Here is a 3,676-nt window from a genome sequence, read left to right on the forward strand (position 1 = left end):
ACGCCGTGCCGCGCGAACTGGGCATGGAGCTGCTCGCGCGCCGGCCCGACCTGCAGGCCGCGCGCTGGCGCATCGAGGCGCAGCTGGGCCGCGTGGCCGCGAGCGAAGCCGCGTTCCGGCCCGACATCAATCTCGCCGCGGCCATCGGCCTCGATGCGACGTCGCTCGGCAAGCTGCTGCGCTACCCGAGCCGCACCCCACTGATCGGCGCGACGCTGGACCTGCCCCTGTTCGACAGTGGCCGCCTGCACGCCCAGCTGGGCCAGGCGCGCAGCAGCCGCGACGAATTGCTGGCCGAGTACAACGAGGCCGTGCTGAACGCGGTGCGCGACGTCGCGCGCGAAGCGGCCACCCTGCAAGGCATCGCGCAGGAGGCGGCAGCACACGCCGCGACCATTGACGCGAGCCGCAAGCTGGCCGCGAACGCCGAGGCGCGCATGCAGCGCGGCCTCGCCGACCGCGCCGCGGTCCTGCAGGCGCGGCTGGCCGTGCTGCGCCAGCGCGACGTCGACCTGCAGTTGACGGATGCCCGCCTGCAGACGCAGGTCGCCCTCGTGAAGGCGCTCGGCGGCGGTTATCACACCCAATCGAATACCAAATAAAACCATGAGCACCCAAGCACCCACCAACAACAAGCGCCGCGTCGTCCTGGCCGGCATCACCGCCGCCTTCCTCGCCGCCGGCGCGGCCTATGCGGCCTATTACGCCCTGGTCCTGTCGAAGCGCGTCGAGACGGACAACGCCTACATCGGCGGCAACCTCGTGAACGTGTCGTCGCAGGTGACGGGAAGCGTCGTCGAGATCCGCGCCGACGAGACCCAGCTCGTGCAGGCGGGTACGGAGATCGTGCGCCTCGATCCATCCGATGCCGAGGTCGCGCTGGCCCAGGCCGAGGCGCGGCTGGGCACCGCCGTGCGCCAGCAGCGCGAGCGCTACACGAACGTGGCGCAGTACGAGGCCCTCGTCGACCAGCGCCGCGTGGAACTGAAGTCGAAGCAGGAAGACCTGGCACGGCGCGCGCCGCTGGCCGCGGACAACATCGTCTCCGGCGAAGACGTGGCGCACGCCCGCCGCGCCGTCGACGATGCGCAGGCGGCACTTGTCGTCGCGCAGAAGCAGCTGGCGGCCGCGCGCGTGACGGTGGCCGGCGTCTCCCCGGCCGAACACCCGAACGTGCTGGCCGCGAAGGCCGACTACCTGTCCGCGTGGCTCGCCGCGCGCCGCAACGCCATCGTCGCGCCGGTGTCGGGCTATGTCGCCAAACGCAGCGTGCAGGTGGGCAGCCGCATCGCACCGGGCGCGCCGCTGCTGTCGATCGTGCCCCTGGACCAGCTGTGGGTCGACGCCAACTTCAAGGAATCGGAACTGCGCGACATCCGCGTGGGCCAGGCGGCCACCATCGAGGCGGACATCTACGGCAGCAAGGTCGTCTACCACGGCAAGGTCGTGGGCCTCGGCGCGGGCACGGGGAGCGCGTTCTCGCTGCTGCCGGCGCAGAACGCGACGGGCAACTGGATCAAGGTCGTGCAGCGGGTGCCGGTGCGCATCTCGCTCGATCCGAAGGAACTCGCGGCGCATCCGCTGCGCGTGGGCCTGTCGGCCACGGTCGACGTGGACATCAGCCAGAAAGGCGGCAGCGCGCTGGGCACGGTGGCCGCACCGGCGCCCGCGTATGCGACCACCGTATTGAACCAGCCGTTGCAGCAGGCGCGGGCGGCGACGGATGCCATCGTCGCCAGGAATATGGCCAACTAACGGCCGCGTGGGCTCGGCGAGCCCACCAACCATCAGCCCGGTTCGACCGGCGTCAGCGCGCGCCCGCTGCGGAACCAGCTGCGCACGTTGTCGAGCATGAGCTGCGCCATCGCCGCGCGCGTCTCGTGCGTGGCGCTGCCCAGGTGCGGCGTCAGCAGCACGTTGTCCAGTGCGAAGAAGCGCGGGTCGATGTCCGGCTCGTTGTCGAACACGTCCAGCGCCGCGCCGGCAATGGTGCCCTCCTCCAGCGCCGCGAGCAATGCCGCCTCGTCGACGAGCGTGCCGCGCGCCACGTTCACGAGGTAGCCGTTCGGTCCGAGCGCGTGCTGCACGCGCGCATCGATCAGGTGCTGCGTCTCGGCCCCGCCGGGCGCCACGACGACGAGGATGTCGGAATCGCGCGCGAGCGCGGCCAGGTCGGGCTCGTAGCGCCACGCCAGCTGCTGGTCCGTGCGGCCGTGGTAGGCGAGCGCCACGCCGAACATCTCCAGCCGGCGCGCGATCTCCTTGCCGATACGCCCCATGCCGACGATCCCCACGTGCTTGCCCGCGAGGCTCGTCGCCAGCGGGAAGTTCGCGTTCGTCCAGGCGCCCGCGCGCACGTAGCGGTCGGCCTGCGGCAGGCGGCGCAGCAGCGCCAGCAGGGAGCCGATGCACAGCTCGGCCACGGCCGCGTTCAGTACGTCCGGCGTGTTGGCGACGACGATGCCCCGTTCGGCTGCAAGCGCGCGCGGAATCAGGTCGTAGCCGACGCCGCACGTGGCGATGATTTCCAGCGCCGGCAGGCGCCGCACCACGTGTTCCGGCACCTCCTGGTTGCTGCGCGTGAGGATGGCGCCGACCTCGCTCGCCAGGCCGGGCTCGCGCTCGAGATCCGCGAGGCCGACGCAGCGGAATTCGGCGTCGATCCGGGCCTGGATCTCGGGCGCGAAGCCGCCGATCTGCAGGACCGTCTTCCGCATTACTCTCATTCTGCCGCGCCGATCTCGAGTTCGAACGAAGTCACGCCGTCGACGCCGCCGCGCACCTTGTCGCCCGGGTTCAGCGCGTCCACGCCGGCCGGCGTGCCCGTGTAGATCAGGTCACCCGGCGCCAGCGCGACGAGGCGCGACAGGGCCGCGATCACGTCGGGGATCGGCCAGATCATTTCGTTCAGGTTGCCCTCCTGCTTCAGCTGGCCGTTCACTTCGAGCCAGATGCGCGCTTCTTGCGGGTGACCGGTGCGCGCGACGGGGATCAGCGGGCTGCACGGCGCGGAGGCGTCGAAGCCTTTCGCCATGTCCCACGGGCGGCCATCCTTCTTGGCGAGGGCCTGCAGGTCGCGCCGCGTCAGGTCCAGGCCCACGCCATAGCCCCACACGAGGTCCAGCGCCTGTTCCGGCGCGATGTTCGTGCCGCCGCCTTTCAGTGCGACGACCAGTTCGACTTCGTGATGCAGCTCGCGCGTGGACGACGGGTACGGCACGGTGCCGCTGGCCGGCACGACGGCGTCCGCCGGCTTGGTGAAGAAGAACGGCGGTTCGCGGTTCGGATCGGAACCCATCTCGCGCGCGTGGGCCGCGTAGTTGCGGCCCACGCAGAACACGCGCCGCAGCGGGAAAACCTGGTCGGAGCCGGCCACGGCGAGGGCCGGGACGGCGGGAGGCGTAATGACGAAGCCAGTCATGCGTATCCTTGTAAAGACAGTGTCGGCGCATCGGGCCCAAGGCCGGATGCACCGGACAGCCTATCACAATCGCAAGCTGGACGAAGAGGCAATAACGGTCAGAACGCTTCCCAGTCGCTCTCGGCGGACACCTTCGCGGCAGTGGCCTGCGGACGGGCCGGCGCCTTCGCAACCGGCTTGCTCAAGCGCGGTGCAGACGCGGGAGTCATCGCACGTGCCGGCGCTGCCGCCGGCGCGCCGCCGTCGAGCCGGAAC

At 70.9% G+C, this 3,676-nt stretch carries 4 protein-coding genes; 2 read left to right on the forward strand and 2 right to left on the reverse strand.

Going from position 1 to position 3,676, the window contains the following annotated elements:
- Together ACEN88_RS26660 and ACEN88_RS26665 are read left to right on the forward strand one after the other, a co-directional pair.
- The coding region (locus tag ACEN88_RS26660; protein WP_413344513.1) for a TolC family protein at positions 1 to 602 on the forward strand (602 nt) is incomplete at its 5' end.
- Positions 603 to 606: 4 nt separating this feature from the next.
- Positions 607 to 1,755, forward strand: a complete 1,149-nt coding sequence (locus ACEN88_RS26665; protein WP_413344515.1) for an HlyD family efflux transporter periplasmic adaptor subunit — start codon at positions 607 to 609, stop codon at positions 1,753 to 1,755.
- A gap of 32 nt (positions 1,756 to 1,787) precedes the next feature.
- Here the strand turns inward: ACEN88_RS26665 and ACEN88_RS26670 are convergent, their stop codons facing one another.
- Both ACEN88_RS26670 and ACEN88_RS26675 read right to left on the reverse strand, forming a co-directional pair.
- A complete protein-coding gene (locus tag ACEN88_RS26670) occupies positions 1,788 to 2,717 on the reverse strand; it encodes a 2-hydroxyacid dehydrogenase (RefSeq protein WP_413344517.1) in 930 nt (309 codons plus the stop codon).
- 5 nt (positions 2,718 to 2,722) lie between these two features.
- Positions 2,723 to 3,421 carry a fumarylacetoacetate hydrolase family protein gene (locus tag ACEN88_RS26675; protein WP_413344518.1) on the reverse strand — a complete coding sequence of 233 codons (699 nt, stop codon included), beginning with the start codon at positions 3,419 to 3,421 and terminating at the stop codon, positions 2,723 to 2,725.
- Positions 3,422 to 3,676: the final 255 nt, after the last annotated feature.

Origin of the sequence: Massilia sp. CT11-108, assembly GCF_047302915.1 — a bacterium.
Lineage (GTDB): Bacteria > Pseudomonadota > Gammaproteobacteria > Burkholderiales > Burkholderiaceae_D > Telluria > Telluria orientalis.